15 protein-coding genes are annotated in these 16,810 nt (G+C 72.9%); 7 read left to right on the top strand and 8 right to left on the bottom strand.

Annotated features, from left to right (window positions below):
• Positions 1 to 181 precede the first annotated feature (181 nt).
• On the top strand, positions 182 to 1,831 hold the full coding sequence (locus K8612_RS08430) for an ATP-binding protein (protein ID WP_223738766.1): 1,650 nt from the start codon (positions 182 to 184) through the stop codon (positions 1,829 to 1,831).
• 84 nt (positions 1,832 to 1,915) lie between these two features.
• On the opposite strand, the gene K8612_RS08425 is transcribed toward K8612_RS08430, so the two are convergent.
• Positions 1,916 to 3,979: an MXAN_5187 family protein gene (locus tag K8612_RS08425; protein ID WP_223761902.1), complete on the bottom strand. Its 2,064-nt coding sequence runs from the start codon at positions 3,977 to 3,979 to the stop codon at positions 1,916 to 1,918.
• A 156-nt stretch (positions 3,980 to 4,135) separates the two neighbouring features.
• On the bottom strand, positions 4,136 to 4,498 hold the full coding sequence (hpf, locus tag K8612_RS08420) for a ribosome hibernation-promoting factor, HPF/YfiA family (protein ID WP_223738764.1): 363 nt from the start codon (positions 4,496 to 4,498) through the stop codon (positions 4,136 to 4,138).
• Positions 4,499 to 4,657: 159 nt separating this feature from the next.
• Here hpf and K8612_RS08415 point away from each other — a divergent pair, with 159 nt between their 5' ends.
• Positions 4,658 to 5,020 (top strand): response regulator, encoded by a 363-nt coding sequence (locus K8612_RS08415; protein ID WP_014395148.1) that lies wholly within the window; start codon positions 4,658 to 4,660, stop codon positions 5,018 to 5,020.
• A 78-nt stretch (positions 5,021 to 5,098) separates the two neighbouring features.
• Positions 5,099 to 5,563, top strand: a complete 465-nt coding sequence (locus K8612_RS08410) for a DUF2007 domain-containing protein (RefSeq protein WP_223738763.1) — start codon at positions 5,099 to 5,101, stop codon at positions 5,561 to 5,563.
• 4 nt (positions 5,564 to 5,567) lie between these two features.
• Here K8612_RS08410 and K8612_RS08405 read toward each other — a convergent pair whose 3' ends face one another.
• The gene (locus K8612_RS08405; RefSeq protein WP_223761901.1) at positions 5,568 to 6,551 is read right to left on the bottom strand and encodes an N-acetylmuramoyl-L-alanine amidase-like domain-containing protein; all 984 of its coding nucleotides are present in this window, start codon (positions 6,549 to 6,551) and stop codon (positions 5,568 to 5,570) included.
• Positions 6,548 to 7,531, bottom strand: a complete 984-nt coding sequence (locus K8612_RS08400; protein WP_223738761.1) for a HEAT repeat domain-containing protein — start codon at positions 7,529 to 7,531, stop codon at positions 6,548 to 6,550. Before K8612_RS08400 ends, K8612_RS08405 begins: the two co-directional genes overlap by 4 nt.
• 158 nt (positions 7,532 to 7,689) lie before the next feature.
• Between K8612_RS08400 and K8612_RS08395 the strand changes: the two genes are divergently transcribed.
• Positions 7,690 to 8,007 (top strand): DUF4398 domain-containing protein, encoded by a 318-nt coding sequence (locus K8612_RS08395; protein ID WP_043321207.1) that lies wholly within the window; start codon positions 7,690 to 7,692, stop codon positions 8,005 to 8,007.
• Positions 8,008 to 8,024: 17 nt separating this feature from the next.
• A complete protein-coding gene (locus tag K8612_RS08390; RefSeq protein ID WP_223738759.1) occupies positions 8,025 to 9,455 on the top strand; it encodes an OmpA family protein in 1,431 nt (476 codons plus the stop codon).
• 185 nt (positions 9,456 to 9,640) lie between these two features.
• Here the strand turns inward: K8612_RS08390 and truD are convergent, their stop codons facing one another.
• Genes truD through K8612_RS08375 form a run of 3 tightly spaced genes read right to left on the bottom strand, consistent with a single transcriptional unit; the run spans position 9,641 to position 12,946 of the window.
• Complete coding sequence (gene truD, locus K8612_RS08385; RefSeq protein WP_223761900.1) at positions 9,641 to 10,663, bottom strand: tRNA pseudouridine(13) synthase TruD; 1,023 nt, start codon at positions 10,661 to 10,663, stop codon at positions 9,641 to 9,643.
• The gene (locus K8612_RS08380; protein WP_223738757.1) at positions 10,660 to 11,979 is read right to left on the bottom strand and encodes a DUF4388 domain-containing protein; all 1,320 of its coding nucleotides are present in this window, start codon (positions 11,977 to 11,979) and stop codon (positions 10,660 to 10,662) included. The genes truD and K8612_RS08380 overlap by 4 nt, the downstream gene beginning before the upstream one ends.
• Positions 11,980 to 11,986: 7 nt before the next feature.
• Complete coding sequence (locus tag K8612_RS08375) at positions 11,987 to 12,946, bottom strand: thioredoxin domain-containing protein (protein ID WP_223761899.1); 960 nt, start codon at positions 12,944 to 12,946, stop codon at positions 11,987 to 11,989.
• A 103-nt stretch (positions 12,947 to 13,049) separates the two neighbouring features.
• On the opposite strand from K8612_RS08375, the gene K8612_RS08370 reads away from it, so the two are divergent.
• Positions 13,050 to 14,111, top strand: coding sequence for an asparaginase (locus K8612_RS08370; protein WP_223738755.1), 1,062 nt, complete (start codon positions 13,050 to 13,052; stop codon positions 14,109 to 14,111).
• 71 nt (positions 14,112 to 14,182) lie between these two features.
• Positions 14,183 to 15,094, top strand: coding sequence for a GGDEF domain-containing protein (locus tag K8612_RS08365; RefSeq protein WP_014395138.1), 912 nt, complete (start codon positions 14,183 to 14,185; stop codon positions 15,092 to 15,094).
• A 46-nt stretch (positions 15,095 to 15,140) separates the two neighbouring features.
• Here K8612_RS08365 and K8612_RS08360 read toward each other — a convergent pair whose 3' ends face one another.
• Positions 15,141 to 16,733: a HEAT repeat domain-containing protein gene (locus tag K8612_RS08360; RefSeq protein ID WP_223761898.1), complete on the bottom strand. Its 1,593-nt coding sequence runs from the start codon at positions 16,731 to 16,733 to the stop codon at positions 15,141 to 15,143.
• Between the last annotated feature and the right edge of the window lie 77 nt (positions 16,734 to 16,810).

The following is a 16,810-nucleotide window of genomic DNA, read 5'->3' as shown; positions in this document are numbered from 1 at the left end:
CCGCCCATGCGGCGCATAGACCCTGCCGTCGCGTGGGCTTCGGGCGGCGGAGGCCGGCCATGCCCCCCGAGGGTGTGGCTGCACCTGCGGCGCCCAGCCCCTGCCGTCGCATGGGCTTCGGGCGGCGAAGGCCGGCCATGAGCCTCATCCACTCGGCAGCCCCTGGGAAGGACGGGCCCGCATGCGCCTGAGGACCCGGCTTGCGCTCGCCTTCGCCCTGCTCGCGCTGGTGCCGCTGGCGGTCGTCGTCCCCCTGACGCTGACGCGCCTGCGCGACACGCTGTCGCGCGAGCTCGACGCGCGCATGACGGCCGCCACCGCCTCCGCGCAGGAGTCCCTGGAGCGCTCCGCCGCCAACGCGCGCCGCGCCGTCGAGGAGCTGGTGGAGAGCCCCGCCATGGAGGACCTCGTGCGCGAGTCGCGCACCGCCCCCCTGCGCGTCATCCAGGCCAACACCGCCGAGGGCCTGATGAAGAGCCGCGGCCTCACCGTGCTCACGCTCTTCGACCGCAACGGCACCGTGCTGTCCTCCGGCCACCTGCCCGCCCGGCGCGGCGACCCGGACCCCGCCCTCTTCGCCGTGACGAAGGAGAAGTCCCCCAGGCCCGTGCCCGTGCGCGTGGACGTGCGGGGCGACGCGGGCCTGCGCCAGGTCCCCGCGCTCGTCACCGCGCGCCCCGTGGACTACGGCGACGTGCGCCTGTGGGCCGTGGGCGGCGTGGTCCTGGACGACGGCCTGGCCCAGCACCTGGCCCGCCTCACGCAATCCGACGTGACGCTCCTGTCCGGCGGCGCCCAGGTCGCGCACGCGGGCAGCGCCGCCCCGCCCACCGTGGAGCAGGTGCTGCCGCTGGGCGACGCCGCCTCCGTGCGCCTCACCTTCAGCCGCGCCGCCGCGCGCGAAGCCGAGGAGGGCGTCATGCGCGCCTTCCTCCTCCTCGCCGGCCTGGGCCTGGGCTTCGCCGCGCTCCTGGGCCTGCTGGTGTCCCGCTGGATGACGCGGCCCGTGGAGGCCCTCACCTCCGGCGCCCGCCGCGTGGCCGAAGGCGCGCTGGACGTCCAGGTGACGGCCCGCGCCACCGGCGAGGTGGGCGAGCTGGTCCGGACGTTCAACCACATGACGTCCGAGCTGAAGAACACCACCGAGCGGCTGATGGCCACCGAGCGCATCGCCGCGTGGCAGGAGGTCGCCCGGCGGCTGGCGCACGAAATCAAGAACCCCCTCACCCCCATCCGCATGTCGCTGGAGACGCTGATGGCCGCCCACGAGGCGCGCCACCCCAGCTTCCCCACCCTCTTCAAGGAGAGCGCGGGCGTGGTGCTGGAGGAGGTGGAGCGGCTGCGGCGCATCGTGGACGAGTTCAGCCGCTTCGCGCGCCTGCCCAAGCCCCAGCTCGCCCCCGTGGACCTGGGAGAGCTGGCCCAGGGCGTCCTGTCGCTGTACGCCGCCCCCCCCGAGGGCATCCAGTTGGTCCCCGCGCTCCAGACAGGCGTGGTGGCCCGCGCGGACCGCGACCAGCTCACCCAGGTGCTCGTCAACCTGGTGAAGAACGCGGAGGAAGCGATGGCGGGCAAGGGCGGCGCCCTGCGCGTGCGCGTGAAGGGCACCGACGCGGACGCCATCGTCGAGGTGGAGGACGAAGGCCCCGGCATCCCCCTGGAGCACCGCGCCCGCGTCTTCGAGCCCTACTTCACCACCAAGGACGGCGGCACCGGCCTGGGGCTCGCCATCGCCGCGCGCATCCTCCAGGAGCACGGCGGACGCCTGGAGGTCGGCGGAGAGCCGGGCCAGGGCGCCCGCTTCAGCGTCGTGCTCCCCCGCGCGAGCTGACGCACGAAGCCCGCACGCAGGAAGGCCCGGCACCTCGTGGAAGAGGTCCCGGGCCTTCGGGCACCGCACGGCGGCGCGCGGCCGTCAGTCCTTGACGGGCGTCGCCTTGAGGGCGGCCTTGCCCTCCTTCACGTAGACCTGGAAGCGCACCGTCTTGCACGCGTACTTCGTGACGAGCTGCTCCTTGTTCTTGCGCAGCTTCTGCACGAACTTGTCGTACGTCAGGCCGTCCGCCTGCTCACCGCAGCGCTCGCGCGTGGTGACGAACTCGCGGAAGACGTCCTGGAAGTGCTGCTCCTCCGACAGCGCCGCCGCCGCGCCGTTGCCGCCCGGCATGGGCAGCGGAATCGCCTGCGGCCCGCTGGAGCGCGGGGCCGGCATCGGGATGGCCTCCGACGTGGGCCGGGTGCTGGCCTGGAGCAGCTCGCGCGGAATCGCCGCCACGCGCGTCGTCTCCGGGGACTCCGGCTCGGAGGACTGCGCCGCCGCCAGCGCGAACGGATTGGCCGCCTGCTGGAGCGAGTACGCCGCCGTGGGCTGATCCTCGAAGGCGAACGCGCCGTGGCGCGGCGCGGCCGGGGCAATGGGCTCGGCCGGCGGGGGCTCGAAGGGCACCGCGCCCCCCTGGGCGTACGCCGGAGGCGGCGCGAACGGCTCCGCGGCCGGCGGCGGATAGGCCGCGGGTGGAGACGGGAAGGGGAACGCATCCGCGCCCGCGAACGGATCCGCCAGCGGCGCGGCGGCCTGGGGCGGCGGCATCGCGAACGGATCCGCCAGCGGCGCGGCGGCCTGAGGCGGCTGCATCGCGAACGGATCCGCGGCCGGAGCCGGAGTCCCCGGGAAGGGGAACGCATCCGCGCCCGAGAACGGATCCGCGGCCGGCGGCGCCACCGAGGCGAACGGGTTGGACAAAGGCTCCGCGTGCGCGGCCGACCCGAACGGGTTGGACACGGGCTCCGAGGGCGCGCTCGACGCGAACGGATCCGCGGGGGCAGCGGCCACGGGGGCCGGAGCCGGCGGAGACGTGGTGCTCACGGGCTGCGCGGGGGGCGCGGACTGCTGAGCGGCCATCGCCGCGCCCCAGCCCAGCGTGTCGGAGCCGCCCGACACGGTCTCCTCCTCGGAGGACTTCTTGCTCCCGCCCATCAGCGCCGTCCACAGCAGGCTCAGCACCAACAGGCCCGCGAGCGCGAGCAGCGCGGTGTGCTGGTACGCGGCCAGCGGCGCCAGCGTCGCCGCCGTGCCCGCGAGGACCACGACCTCGTACGGCGTGCCCGCCAGCGCCTGGCGCGAGCCCACGAACAGCGGCGCCTGGCCGCCCATCGCGTCGCCGTTGGTGAAGGCAGGCAGTTGCACCGGGCCCAGCGCCTGGAGCGAACCCGACTCCAGCACCGTGTCCTTCGCACCCGCCGTCAGCCGGGGCAGCGCGCCATCCAGCCGCGCCTTCTCCGCGCCCACGCCGCCCACCACCTTGTCTCCCTGCACGAGCCCCACCGCGGCCGCGCCGGACGTCTCCAGCGCGCCCTGCAGCGCGGCCTCCGCGGCCAGGGGCGCGCCCACCACCAGCGTCACCGCCGGAGCAGGGGTCCCCTCACCGCCCCACGCGAGCGGCACGGCCGCGAACACGTGCGGCGCCCCGAAGGCGTCCACCACGGACGTGCCCGCCCGGGCGAGCGCCGCGACGTCCAGCGCCGCGGTGTCCGAGGAGGGCTCGGCGCCCGCGCGGGCGTGGAAGACCGCGTCGCCGGCCACCACCGCCACCACCGCGCCCTGGAGCTCCTGGGGCAGACCGGCCTGCGCGGCGGTGCGCAGCGCGCCGAAGCGCTCCGCGGTGAGCGGCAGCATCCCGGCCGGCTCCTCCGCGTCCTTCGAACCGTAGCGGTCGCGCGGGGACTTCGGCGCGGGCGCGGGCGTCAGCGCGCGCACGGCGGCGGCCACCTGGGGGCTGCCGGCGAGCTTCAGCGCCAGGGATTGCACTTCGGCGCGGCGTGCATCCACGCGACGCGCGACCTCGCCGGTGCCCGACGCGGCCTGGAGCGACGCACCTTCCACCGCGCGCGCACGCTGAGGCGCGGACAGCGTCGGGAGGTGAGCCAGGCCCAGTCCGAGGACCAGGAGTGCGAACAGCAGGAACTTGAGGCGGACCATCGCCGTCCTTTAGCCCAGGGGTGAGAGGTCCGCTTATAGCGTCCACCGTTCGACCCCAGCAAGGAACTGGCCCGAAGGAACCCGGGGGCCGGATGCCTGGCTGGCATCCGGAATTCCCGGGCCCTTCGTTCTGTCACGCCCGATACGGCCGGCCGCCTAGTAGTTCGTCGCGTCGGCGTTGAGGTCGAACGGCATGCCGCTGTTCCCCATGCCCTGGCGACGGCGCTCCACCGCGCGCTTGATGGCCTTCTCCAGGCGGTCACGCGTTGCGTCGATGGCCTGGAACAGCGTCTCCGATGTCTCCGTCACGTGCACGGCCTCCAGGCCGGGCATGCGCACCGTCACCCGGCACTCCTTGTCCACGCCTCCCTTGGGCCCGTTGATGTCCACGAGCGCGATTTCGATCTCCGACGCCTCGTCCTCGGCGAACCGTTCGATATGCGCCACCAGATGCGTGTCCACGTACTGCTTCAGGTTGTCGTTCAGCCCCAGATGCACTCCCCGCAGCTGCACCTTCATGGATTCACCTCCGGGCATAAACATGGGCAGTCCCCCGCCCGCCCGTGAGGGGCTGTCGCAAGCCTTCCCGCCTGCCCTCCCCCGAGGCAGCCGGCCGGACGTCACCGCGCCCGGGACGCGTTGGACGAATCCCGCGCCGCACCGGGTTGCTCTAGTCGCATGGATGGCGAGCGAATCAAGGTGCTGCTGGTGGAGGACGACGGGGACAGCCGCGAGCTCCTGGCGGAGCTCCTGGAGGACGACTTCGAGGTCACCACCGCGTCGGACGGCGTGGCGGGCCTGAAGGCGTTCGAGGCCACGCACCCCGACGTCGTCGTGACGGATGAATCCCTGCCCGGAATGAACGGCACGGAGCTGGCGCAGCAGGTGAAGGAGCGCGAGCCCAGGGCCCGCGTCGTCCTGGTCTCCGGCTACGCACAGGTGGAGGGCGCGGACTACTGCGATGCCGTGTTGCGCAAGCCCATCGACGTGGAGCGCCTGAGCCGCATGGTGGGCGAGCTGGGGGACGCCGCGCGGCACTGACGGGAAATTCGCGCGGGGCACCGCCTGCCATCCGCGCGAGCCGTTCCTAACATTCCAGCCATCGCCCAGGAGGGCTTCATGAGGTACTGCGCACGGTGTGGCTCGGAGTATCAGGACAGTGTCGTGGACTGCACGGATTGCCCCAACCACCCGCCGCTCGTCTCCGCGGAGGAGATGCACGAGCGGGGGCTGCCCCTGCCCCATGAGCTGGATCAACGCCGCTTCGTGAGGGCGGGCATCGCGGACGACCCCGTGACGGCCCAGGTCTTCGTGGACGTGCTGGACGAGCACCGCATCCCGCTCATCGTGCGCCCCGGCCGCTCGGGCGTGGTGGACGAGCTGACCACGGGCAACCTGCTGCCCTGGTGGGAGCTGCTGGTGCCGGACACCGAGCAGGTCCGCGCCGCCCGGCTCCTGGAGGAGGAGAAGATCCAGGCGCGCGCCTACGCGGACGAGGCCGGCCGCGCGGCGGAGGAAGAGGAGCTGGAGGACGAGCGGGCGCGCCAGGCCCCGGCCGACACCAGCGCGCCTCCCGCGTACTAGCGCCTCAGGGTGAGCCCACGTCCGCGCTGCCTTGAGCGGGCGCGGGCTGGGACGCGAGCGTGGCGGGCGGACGCCGGGCCTCGAAGAGGCTCACGCCCGTCACCTTCCACTTGTCGTAGCGCGCGTTGCGGGCGAGGAACGTCTCCAGGTCCTCGTCCACCACGCGGTTGTAGCCGCCCCTGGACGCGTGGCGCAGGTACGTGCGCTTCTTCTTCTGCACCACGAAGCCCAGGTGGGTGATGCGCGTGGCCTTCAGCGGCAGGTCCTCGCGCATCACGACGAGGATGGTGCCGGACGCCACGCCGCGCGCGTGCTCGAGCACCTTGTCCAGCGGAATCATGTCCAGGGTGAAGGTGCCCACGGGCTGGCGCTCGCGGGGCAGTTGCAGCGCCATGGACGACTTCGACTGCCAGGTGTGCGCGGTGAGCTTCTTGGTGACGGAGACGGTGTCCTCCTTCGCGTACCTGCGCGTCACGTCCACCAGCAGGCCCTTCTTGATGTTGTTGGGCAGCCACTGCGCTTCCATCAGGTGGTTGCGGTCCTCGTAGGTGGGCGTGCTCGCGTAGCGGATCCGCTCCAGCAGCGCCGGCACCTCCGGCTCGCCGTGCGCCAGCCCCAGGGCCAGCGTCTCCTCCACGAAGGTGAGGCAGTCCACCGCGTCCAGGCGGAAGGTGGGGTCGGGGTCCACGCCCTGCCCTTCTCCCAGCGGCGACAGGACATAGGGCGTGTTGAGGAACTTCTCGCTCATGCCCAGGAGGCGCTCCGCCAGCGGGGAGTCGGCCTTGTCGGCGATGAGGGCCGCGCGCTGCTCGGGCGTGAGCGCGCTCCAGCCGTTCTCCCGCACGGGGGGAGCCACCGGGGCCGCCGGATGCGCGGGCGAGGTGAGCGACGCGGGCACCGCGCGCGCCGGGGGCACGGCCGGCGTGGCCGGGGTCTTCGCGGGGGCCTGGGACAGGAGCGCGAGCGCGCAGACGCCCCACGGGCTCACGGCGCCACCCCGGCCTTGCGCAGGATGGCCTTGCGCCGGTCGTCCGCGAGCTGGAGCGTCTCCAGCTCCTTCTCGTAGACGAGCTTCTCCTCGCCCTTGGCGTTCCACGACGCGAGCACCAGCCAGTCCAGCGACGCGGCATCGCCGCCCTGGTACAGCACGCGCGCGGCGGTGGCGGCCAGGGTGCGGTCCGCGTCCTTCAAGAGCGGCGTCAGCACGGGGCTGGCCTTCTTCGCCGGCACGCCCTCGAAGAGCACCAGCCCCTGGCGGCGCACGAACTTGTCCGTGTGGCCCAGGAGCTTCTGCGCGAAGGCGAAGCCCTCCGGGGCGCCCAGCCGGCACAGGCCCCGGGCCGCGGCGAAGCGCGTGCTCTCCGAGTCGCTGTCCAGGTACGCCTTGAGCGCGGCCTTCTGCTTCGCGTCGCCGGTCGCGCCCGCGGCCTCCAGCAGCGCCGCGCGGACCTCCAGCTCCTGCTCGTCCTTCGCGGCGGCCATCAGCGGCTTGCCCATCTTCGGGTTGCGGGACGCCCCCAGGGCCCGCGCGGCCTCGCGGCGCACGCCGCTGCTCTTGTCCTGGAGCAGCGGCAGCACGGCGGCGGTGTTGCGGCTGCCCAGCCGGGCCAGCCCCTGCGCCGCGTACATGCGCACGGTGCTGTCGCCGTCCGACGCCAGCTTCACCAGCGTGGCCTCCCCCGTGCGCGCGCCCAGCGACGCCAGCAGCGCCGCCAGGTTGCGGCGGGTGCGCTCCTCGTACGTGGTGCGCAGCAGCGGGCCAATCTCCTCGGCCGCGTAGGCCTCCTGGCGCAGGAAGCGCAGGCGCGACGTGGCGGCGGGCACGGGGCCGCCGTTGGCCACCTGGTTGAGCACGATGTCCGCCTCCGCGCGGCCCTGGGCCTTCTTGGACGCGGCCCCCGGTCCGGAGAGGGCGGTCAGGGGCAACAGCAGCACGACGAGCAGGGCACGGACGGACGGTGGACGCACAGGTGCGGAACGATGGCAAGCACGGCACCCGCCGTCAAAGTCCACCCCTCCGCCCGGCCCCCTGCTCCACGCCAACCGCCCGATTCTTGACCCCCCCGGAGGCGATTGATACGACCGTCGACCAGTCTGTCTCCGCTCTGTCGACCGAGGCCCTCGTGATGACGAAGCAGTCGCTCCTGTTGGCGTTCGCGGGCGTGCTGACCGCATGTGGCCCCGTGAAGTCCACGTCCAACATCCTCGACGCCGAGGTGCAGATCCAGGCCGCGCGCACCGCCGGGGCGGAGAAGGAAGCCCCCTACGAGTGGACGGCCGCCAACCTCTACCTGCAGAAGGCGCGGGAGGAGGTCGGCTATTCGGACTACCAGGCCGGCGTGGACTTCGCCGTGAAGGCCTCGCGCTTCGCCAACGAGGCGCGTGAGAAGGCCATGTCCGCGGCCAACAGCGGCGACTCCCAGGGCCGCCCCCAGAACCCGTGACGCCCGAGCGTTCTCCGATGAAGCGTCTGACCCAGTCCGCGCTCTTCACCCTGCTGCTCACCTCCCTCGCCTGCGTCAGCGGCAACAAGATCCGCGCTGACACGGAGGTGCTCACCGCCGACGTGGAGCGCGCCCGCCGTGGCGGAGCCCTGCGCTGCGCGCCCGCGGAGCTGGCCGCCGCGGAGGCCAACCTCGACTTCGCCCGCGGAGAGCTCAGCCAGGGCAACAGCTCGCGCGCGGCCCAGCACGTGCGCGACGCCGACACCGCGGTGAAGCGCGCCCTGGAGCTGTCCAAGAACTGCGGCCCGCGCCAGGTGCTGGTGCGCGACCGTCCGGAGACGCCGCAGCAGCCGGAGCAGCCCCAGCAGCCCACCCAGCCCCAGCAGCAGCAGCAGGTGGTGGTGAGCATCGAGGAGACGGACAACGACGGCGACGGCGTGCTGGACAAGGACGACCCCTGCCCCGAGCAGGCCGAGGACGTGGACGGCTTCCAGGACCAGGACGGCTGCCCGGACCCGGACAACGACGGCGACGGCGTGCTGGACGTGCAGGACAAGTGCCCGCTCATCCCCGGCGTGGCGGAGAACAACGGCTGCCCGCCGGAGGCCCCCAAGGACCGCGACGGCGACGGCGTGCTGGACAACGTGGACCGGTGCCCGGACCAGCCCGAGGACAAGGACGGCTTCGAGGACGAGGACGGCTGCCCGGACCTGGACAACGACCTGGACGGCATCGTGGACGGCACGGACAAGTGCCCCAACGAGCCGGGTCCGCTGCAGAACCTGGGCTGCCCCATCGTGGACAAGGACGGGGACGGCATCAACGACGACAAGGACAAGTGCCCGGACGAGCCGGAGGACAAGGACGGCTACCAGGACGAGGACGGCTGCCCGGACCTGGACAACGACAGCGACGGCGTGCCGGACGCGCAGGACAGGTGCCCGAACGAGTCCGGCCCGCAGGAGAACGGCGGCTGCCCGGATCCGGACCGCGACGGCGACGGCGTGGTGGACCGCCTGGACGCGTGCCCTGACGACCCGGGCGTGAAGGAGGAGCGCGGGTGCGCCAAGCAGTACAAGATGGTCATCGTCAAGAAGGACCGCATTGAGATCAAGAAGCAGATCCTCTTCGGCACCGGCTCCGCGAAGATCATCGGCAAGCAGAGCACGACCATCCTGGATGAGGTGGCGCAGGCGCTGAAGGACGCGCCGTGGATCCGCAAGATGCGCATCGAGGGCCACACCGACTCGATGGGCAACGACACGGCGAACCTCAAGCTGTCCCAGAAGCGCGCCGACGCGGTGATGGCGCAGTTGCTCAAGCGCGGCATCGACCCGGGCCGCATGGAGGCCGTGGGCTTCGGTGAGACGAAGCCCGTGGCGCCCAACAACACGAAGGCCGGCCGCGCGCTCAACCGCCGCACGGAGTTCAACGTCATCCGGCAGTGACGTGACGCCCCACCCCGCTCCGTCCAGGACGGAGCGGGACAAGCGGCTCCCCCACGCGCCTCCCCGGGCCTCACGCCCAGGGAGGCGCGGTCGTTTCCGGGCACGAAGCAGCGCGAGGCCCTGACGACCTTCGCGCCCCTCCGAGGCGTCGAACCGCGAGGCAGCGCCAGCGCGGGCCGGAGGCCTCAGCCGTCCTTGAGCAGTTCGTGCAGCACTTCGGTGGCGTAGGCGCCGCGCGGCAGCTCGAACGTGAGCAGCGCGTCCTCGCCGTCCGCCGTGAGCTCCGCCGCGCCCAGCCGCACGCGGTACGGACGGCGCGTGCCCTCCGTCTCGTCGCCGCCCCGCTGGAAGTCCCCCAGCGTGACGCCCGCGTCCGCGAGCAGCCGCGCCTCGAACTCCGCGACCTCACCCTTGGAGGCGGTCATCTTCGGGCCGAACATCGGCCCGGCGGGGCTCACCTCGAACGCGGCGACGCGCGGACCGTCCACGTCCGGCGCCTCGCACACGAAGAGGCCGCCCGTCTCCTCCTTGCGCAGCACGTCGCCCAGGAGCGCCGTGGCGAAGGTGCCCGCGGTGAGCCGCGCGGCCAGCGCCTGGTTGAAGAGGCGCGACTGGAAGGCGGACAGGTACAGCTTGCGCTGGAAGCGGTCCGGCCGCTTCGGCAGCCGCTGCCCCAGGATGAGCATCCGGCCCAGGTCCGCGTTGTCCCCGGCCCGCCCGAAGCGCTGCTCCCCGAAGTAGTTGGGCACGCCTTCAGCGGCCAGCCGGGAGAAGGACTCCCGCGCCGCGCCCAGGTCCTTCACGCCGCGCAGCCGCAGCCGGAAGCGGTTTCCCTTCAGGTGCCCGGTGCGCAGCTTGTTGCCGTGCCGCTTCGCCTCCAGCACGCGCACCCCGTCCAGCGCGAACTCCGGCACGCGCGCTTCCGCGTTCGCGGGCACGGACAGCCACTGCCGCGTCACCGCCTGCCGGTCCTTCATGCCGGCGGCGCCGATGTCGTCCTCGCGCACGCCCAGCGCGGTCGCCAGCGCGCGCACCACCTCGCGCGTGTCCCGGCCGCGCTTCTCCACCCAGAGGTACAGGTGCGTGCCCTCGCCGGAGGGCAGGTACGCCGGCAGCTCCTCCACCTCGAAGTCCTCGGGGGAGAGCTTGAACGCGCCGCCGCACCCGGGCACGCCCGCGGTCAGCCTCGGAAAGCCGGTGTCCGTCACGGTGCCTCGAGCGTGGCCAGGAGTTCCTTCACCCGGCGGGCCAGGTCCTCGTCCGCGCGCGACTCCAAGAGCTCCCCCGCCTGGAACAGCAGGAAGAACATCACGTCGCTCAGCGCCTGACGGAACGAGGCCAGCGGCTCGCTGCCCAACTGGGCGCGGTGCTTGTCGAAGGCCTCCATCAGCCGGCCCTCCGGCAGGCTCCCATCCGCCGCGAACGCCAGCCCCTCCAGCACCGGAGACGACGACAGCGCCTGGTTGGACAGCGCCGCGTTGGCCGCCGCGATGAACTCGCGGTCCATGCCGGAGCGGGCCACCTCGTCGCGGATCTCCCGGAAGATGAAGTTGAAGACGCGCGCCACCGGCCGGGCATCCACCGGAGCCGGCGCGCGCACCGGCGGACGCACGCGCGGCGCCGCCGTCTTCTCCTGCGCCACGGCCGAGGCGGGCGCCCCCGCGGGCTTGTCCGTCAGCCCCGCGAAGCCGCCCTCCAGCAGGCGGAAGACGACCTTGGTGACGTCGAACTCGGACAGCCGCGCCGCGTGCCCCAGCTCCAGCACCGTGCGCCGCCCGTCCAGCATCGCCAGCACGCGGTCCTCGTCCTCCTCCAGCTTGCCGTCGGACGGGCGCTTGCGCGCCACGTACATGCGGCCGTGGGGGATGCGCTTCCGGAAGTGCGCCATCTCGTCGATCTTCCGGATGCTGTCCATCAGCAGGCTCTGCGTGGATAGCTGGAGCGAGTGGCCCGTCTTCTCGTCCAGCGGCTGGTCGATGAGGAAGAACGACCCCTCGCGGCACAGCACGATGGCGTGGAAGATCTCACTCACCTGGTGCGTGACGCACTTGAAGAGGTCGTGCGCCTGCAGCACGCCCTTCTCCACCAGCGCCCGGCCCAGCTTGGACGCCGACTGCTCGCGCAGCACCGCCTCCACCTGCGCGCGGTCCGCGTAGCCCAGCCGCACCAGCACCTCGCCCAGGCGGTCCGCGGGCTCCTCGGAGGTAGCGCCGCGCACCTCGCCCTCGCGCAGCGTGAGCGACCGCTCGCCGCCCGGCGTGTGCACGCGGATGACGCCGCTCCAGCGCGACTGGCTGAGGAACGCGATGAGGTCCGACAGCGGGAACCCGCCCGCGTCCCCCGAAAGCACCACGCGCGGCGTGGGGATGGAGCCGCCCTCCGGCGGCGTGCGGGAGAACACCAGCAGGTCGGGCGCGGTGGGCATCAGCGCGTACGTCCCCGAGCGTCCCGCGAGCGCGGGGATGCCGGTGCGGTCCTCGGGGACCAACTGCGCGGCGCCATCGATGCGGAAGCGTGGGTTCATCAAAGCGTCAGTCAGCGGCCCACGCGTTGTTGTTCGCGCGCCACTCCACCTCGTCCTCCATGCTGTGCTCCAACTGCCCTTCCTGGAAGCCCAGCTCGTAGGCGCGTCCATTGAAGAACACGGACGGGGTGCTGTTGATGGCCGCCATGCGCCCCTGCGCGCGGAAGCGTTCAATCTCGTCCTTGTACTGCTCCGTCCTCAGCACGGCGGCCAGCTTGTCCCCGTCCAGCCCCACCGACTTCGCCAGCGCGGGCAGCGCCTCCGGCTTGAGGTTGTTCTGCTGGCCGAAGAGCGCGTCGTGCATCTGCCAGAACTTGCCCTGGTCGCGCGCCCACAGCACCGCCTGCGCGGCGGGGACGGCATTGGGGTGCATGGAGAGCGGGAACGGCAGGTAGCAGAAGCGCACCTCGCTGGGGTGCTTCTTCGCGAAGCCCTCCAGGATGGGCCGCGCCTTGCCGCAGAAGGGGCACTCGAAGTCGGAGAACTCCGCCACCGTCACGGGCGCGTTGGCGTCCCCCTGGCACATGCGCGGATCCACCTGGAGCTGCACGCGCGGCTCGCGGAAGGACGCGTAGTACTTGGACAGCGTGACGATGACCTCGCTCGCGGGCCCGCCCTCCGCCACCATCCGGGCGGACAGCCGCGCCATCCGCTTCGCGTGCTTGCAGGGCGTGTGCTGCTTGAGGCACGCGCCCAGCGAGTGGGGGCAGCCGCAGTAGCAGAACTCGTCGCTGAACACCGTGGCCAGCTCGCGCTTGGCCGCGGGCGGCAGCGCGGAGAAGTCCATGCCGGGGATGCCCGTCAGCACCTGGGCCGGATCCGACGAAGGCGCCTCCGCGGCGGGGCTCGCGGCCGGAGCGGCGGCGGGGGCCGGGGCCGGAGCGGCGGCCGCCGGGGCCTTGGGGGTGGCCGGGACTTCCGCGCTCTTGGCGCAGCCGGCGCCCATCAGGGTCGCCGCGGCCAGCACGGGAGCAACACGCTTCCATCGAGGGAGGAGCACGGCCCCGGGGTTTAGCCACGCGCGCCGGGCTTGTAAAGCAAGGCGGCCTTTGGCAGACGGCCCCTCGCCCATGCCCAGAGTCCTGCTGCTGCACACGGGAGGCACGCTCGGAATGGCCGGTGGCCGGCCTTCCGCCCTGCGTCCCGCGGCCTTCTTCCAGACGCTCCGCAAGCGAGCCCCGGAGCTGTTCCAACTGGCCGACATCGAACTCGAGCTGTTCTCCAACCTGGACAGCTCGGAGATGCAGCCGGAGCTCTGGAGCCGGATGGCCGCCCACCTCCACCGTCGACTGCCGGACTTCGACGGGGCGGTGGTGACCCATGGAACGGACACGCTCGCCTTCACGGCGAGTGCGCTGTCGTTCATGTTGCGCAATCCGCCCTGCCCGGTGGTGCTGACGGGCTCGCAGCGGCCGCTGGGGGAGATCCGCTCGGACGCGCGGCTGAACCTCATCGACGCGGTGCTCTCCGCGCTCCAGGGTCCGCGCGAGGTGACCATCTGCTTCGACTCGCACCTGTACCGGGGCAACCGCACGCGAAAGGTGAAGGTGGCGGAGTACGACGCCTTCGAGAGCCCCAACTTCCCGGTGCTGGGCACGCTGGGCGTGGACGCCACCTTCGAGAAGGGCCTCGTGTCCCGGGGCCCCTTCCGGCTCCACGACCGGCTGGATCCGCGCGTCTTCCTCCTGAAGGTGTACCCCGGGCTGGACCCGGCCCTGCCCCTGCAGCTCCTGCCGCACGTGAAGGGGCTGGTGTTGGAGGCGTACGGGGCGGGCAACGTGCCCATCGCGCCGGAGCTGGGCCGCTCGCTGCTGCCGCTCTTCGTCCAGGCGCGGGAGCGGGGCGTCCCGGTGCTGGTGGTGAGCCAGTCGTACCGCAACGGGGTGGACCTCACGCTCTATGAGTCCGGGGCCAAGGCACTGGCGGAGGGGGCCGTGGGGGGCGCGGACATGACCCCATCCGCGGCGCTGGTGAAGCTGATGCAGGGGCTGGCGGAGCATCCCCGGGGGGGCGAGGCCCTCGCCCGCTTCCTCCGGACGCCCGTGGCCGGCGAGCTGTCCGTCGGGCGGCCGACAGTTCCGCCACCGGAGAAACCCAGGCGCCGGCCGGCGCGGGTGGGGCGGGTCGGCTGACACCGGGTGCGTGAAAGGAGCGTGGGTGTGCTTGCCGCCGTGAAAAGGCGGCCCGTAAGATGGGAGGCGCGATGTCCGAGGAGAAAACTTCCGTCCATTCGATTTCGGACCTGCTGGGCAGTGCCCAGCAGCAGAGCGCGTATCTGATCGTCATCAGCGCCAAGTCCGCCGCCGGCATCGGGCGGATGTTCAAGCTGGACCGCTCGGAGGTGGTGCTGGGCCGCAGCTCGGAGGCCCAGTTCCAGGTCGAGGACGACGGCATCTCCCGCAAGCACGCGAAGGTGGTCGCCATTGGCGACGGCCGCTTCCAGCTCGTGGACCTGGGCAGCACCAACGGCACGTACCTGAACGGCCTGAAGGTGAGCGCGGCGCCGCTGTACGACGGCGACAAGATCCAGATCGGCTCCAACACGGTGCTGAAGTTCAGCATCCAGGACGCGCTGGAGGAGCAGTACCAGCGCAGCATCTACGAGTCCGCCACGCGCGACGGCCTCACCCGCGTCTACAACAAGAAGTACTTCATGGAGACGGTGCGCAAGGAGTTCGCGTACTGCCTGCGCCACCGCGTGCCGCTGTCGCTGGTGCTCTTCGACGTGGACCACTTCAAGCGCATCAACGACGTGTACGGCCACCCGGCCGGAGACTTCGTGCTGACGCGCATCGCGCAGCGGGTGGCGGACACGGTGCGCACCGAGGATCTGCTCGCGCGCTACGGCGGCGAGGAGTTCGCGCTGATGCTGCGCGAGTCCGCGGAGGACGCGGCCCTGGCGTGCGCGGAGCGCTGCCGCGTGGCGGTGGACCGCGCGGACTTCATCTTCAGTGGCACGCCCATCAAGGTGACCATCAGCCTGGGCGTGGCGACGCTGCTGGACTCGGACTTCTCCCAGCCGGAGGACCTCATCTCCGCTGCGGACAAGTACCTCTACCGGGCCAAGCACGCGGGCCGGAACCGCGTGGACGCCAAGGCCATCAGCGGCCCGTGAGAGCAAGGAGGAAGGCCCTGATCCAAGGGCCTTCCGCCGCGAGCACTCAGCGTCCGAAGCCCAGCCGCCGCAGCCCTTCCGCCGACACGTGCTTCACGTGCGTGTCCGCGTCGTGCGCCGCCGCCTCGCTCAGGGCGGCCACCGCGTGCGGCCCGCCCAGCACGGTCAGCGTCCTCGCCGCCGCGACGCGCACGTCCGCCACCGGATCCCCGCGCAGGCGCTCCGCCAGGACGCGCACGTGCGCGGTGCGGCCCACGAACTCCAGCGCCCGCGCCGCCGCCGCGCGCACCACCGGGTGCTCCGACTCCAGCAGGCCCGCCGCCTCGTCCCCGCGCGACGGCTGCCGGTAGGCGGACAGCACGTCCAGCGCGGCCACCACCACCTCCGGCGCACCGTCCTCCAGCGCCTTCGCCGCCAGCGCCATCGCGTCGCCATTCCGCGGCAGCGCCCCCAGCGCGCGCACCGCGCCCGCGCGCACCGGCGTCACGTTCGACGAGAGGAAGGGCGCCAGCCGCCGCGTGGGCGGAGGTCCTTCCGTGCAATCCCCCAGGAACGCCACCGCCTCCCCCTGCACCTCCGGCGTCCGGGCGTTGCGCCCCTCCGCCAGGTCCCGCAGGAAGGCGAAGCACCCCTTCTCACGCGCCATCGCGCCCAGCCACGGCCGGGCGGCCTCCGCGGACTCCGCGTCCTTCACGCCCTGGAGCGCCACGTCCCGCAGGGGCTTCCCGGCGGACTCCGCCAGCCCCCGCGCCGCCAGCTCCCGCACCCGGCCGTCTTCATCCCCCAGCGCCCCCTCCAGCTCCCGCTTCGCCAGCGGGCCGTAGCGGCGCAGGGTGGCCACCGCCGTGCGCCGGCGCCGTACGTCAGCGGAGGTGAGCTCCGGCCGCAGCGCGTCCAGCTCGCGCGAGTACACGCCGAAGAGCCGGTTGATGACCGCCTCGTCCGGGGGCCTTGCCTCTGTCAGGAGCAGCCGGCCCACGGACGCGTGCTGCCGCTCGGCGACCGCGGAGAGCAGCTCCGCCATCACCGCGTCACCCGCGACGGGCCGCGACGCCACCGCGTCCAGCACCACGCGCGTCGCGGACCGCCCCTGGAAGGTGGCCAGATGCAGGAGCGCCGGCAGCCGCACGGACGGCTCCTGCGAGAACATCTCCAGCGACAGCGACTGCCGGACGGCGTCCCGCTTCGCCCACACCCGGGCGGCGGCGGCAGGCCCCCGGGCACCGGCCTCCCTCAGGAAGTCCGCCGTAGAGCGGCCGGAGTCGGCTGCTGCCCGGACGGCGGTGAGGCAGGCCCCCAGGTCCGCGTCCGGCGGGGTGTCCATGATCCAGTCCGCCAGGGCCCGCCGCTCCGTGAGCCCCCGGCTCCGGGCCTCCGCCCGCACCGCGGCCCAGCGCACCCGCCAGCTCGGGTCCTTGAGCGCCGAGGCCAGCGCCTGCTGCGCCTCCACCCCACCCGTCGCCAGGGACGCCACCCAGCTCTCCACCCGCCCCCCGGTGATGCAGGCGCCACAGGTCCGCGCGCGCAGGGACGGGTCCGCGACGTGGCGGCGGCAGGAGGCCCAGCACTCGGAAGCGACCGTGCCGGCCCGGGAGGGGCTGGCCGCCAGCAGGAGCACCAGGAGGAGGAGGCGGGACACGCGCCGGACACTCTAGCGCACCCGGCCCATCCTTTCCGTGCGGGTCTCCTTGCCTTTTCCGGCCCGCTGCGCCATAC

The organism is Corallococcus sp. AS-1-6 (genome assembly GCF_020037015.1).
In the GTDB taxonomy this organism is placed as follows: domain Bacteria; phylum Myxococcota; class Myxococcia; order Myxococcales; family Myxococcaceae; genus Corallococcus.
The sequence above is the reverse complement of the archived record's forward strand: the minus strand, read 5'-3'. Positions and strand labels throughout refer to the sequence as shown.

Bases quoted from the DNA above. Each gene is read 5' to 3' on its own strand.
- K8612_RS08430 (WP_223738766.1), top strand. From the start codon at position 182: ATGCGCCTGAGGACCCGGCTTGCGCTCGCCTTCGCCCTGCTCGCGCTG.
- K8612_RS08425 (WP_223761902.1), bottom strand. From the start codon at position 3,979: ATGGTCCGCCTCAAGTTCCTGCTGTTCGCACTCCTGGTCCTCGGACTG.
- hpf (WP_223738764.1), bottom strand. From the start codon at position 4,498: ATGAAGGTGCAGCTGCGGGGAGTGCATCTGGGGCTGAACGACAACCTG.
- K8612_RS08415 (WP_014395148.1), top strand. From the start codon at position 4,658: ATGGATGGCGAGCGAATCAAGGTGCTGCTGGTGGAGGACGACGGGGAC.
- K8612_RS08410 (WP_223738763.1), top strand. From the start codon at position 5,099: ATGAGGTACTGCGCACGGTGTGGCTCGGAGTATCAGGACAGTGTCGTG.
- K8612_RS08395 (WP_043321207.1), top strand. From the start codon at position 7,690: ATGACGAAGCAGTCGCTCCTGTTGGCGTTCGCGGGCGTGCTGACCGCA.
- K8612_RS08390 (WP_223738759.1), top strand. From the start codon at position 8,025: ATGAAGCGTCTGACCCAGTCCGCGCTCTTCACCCTGCTGCTCACCTCC.
- K8612_RS08380 (WP_223738757.1), bottom strand. From the start codon at position 11,979: ATGAACCCACGCTTCCGCATCGATGGCGCCGCGCAGTTGGTCCCCGAG.
- K8612_RS08370 (WP_223738755.1), top strand. From the start codon at position 13,050: ATGCCCAGAGTCCTGCTGCTGCACACGGGAGGCACGCTCGGAATGGCC.
- K8612_RS08365 (WP_014395138.1), top strand. From the start codon at position 14,183: ATGTCCGAGGAGAAAACTTCCGTCCATTCGATTTCGGACCTGCTGGGC.